1 protein-coding gene is annotated in these 391 nt (G+C 67.0%); it reads right to left on the bottom strand.

Going from position 1 to position 391, the window contains the following annotated elements; all coding sequences use genetic code 11:
• Nucleotides 1-85 precede the first annotated feature (85 nt).
• Nucleotides 86-391 (bottom strand): hypothetical protein (locus tag ACIBQ1_RS51605; RefSeq protein ID WP_397289580.1); only part of this gene is annotated, 306 nt, incomplete at its 5' end.

Below are 391 nucleotides of genomic sequence, written 5' to 3'. Positions count from 1 at the left end.
GGTGGTGTGGGGTCGTGGAAGCGGGCTGCGGCGTCGGCCAGGCCTCGGTCGCCCGCTAGACCCGTTTTCCGCAGGTGCGTGATCTTCAGCGTAGGTCTCGTGGATCGATGTCGAGAAGGTCCAGGAGATGGAGTTGGAGATCGGTGGGTTGCGGGATGGTCGGGGGTGACTGGCCGGTGCCCGGGATCAGCCGGATGCCGGTCAGCGCGTCGAGGACGAGTTTGCCGGTGGGGACGGCGGGCCGTCCGGCGTACAGGCCGTTGACCTTGGTTGCGCCGCGGGTGGCGAGGGCCTGGCGGACCTGGCGTTCGATCAGGCAGAAGATGAGCAGGGCCAGGCAGATGACGGTGATCAGCGCGTGGATGCGGCGGTTGTTCTTCAGATACAGGCT

The sequence above is a fragment of the Nonomuraea sp. NPDC050153 genome (genome assembly GCF_044460125.1).
Lineage (GTDB): Bacteria > Actinomycetota > Actinomycetes > Streptosporangiales > Streptosporangiaceae > Nonomuraea.
This window is presented reverse-complemented; position numbering and strand designations above follow the sequence as displayed.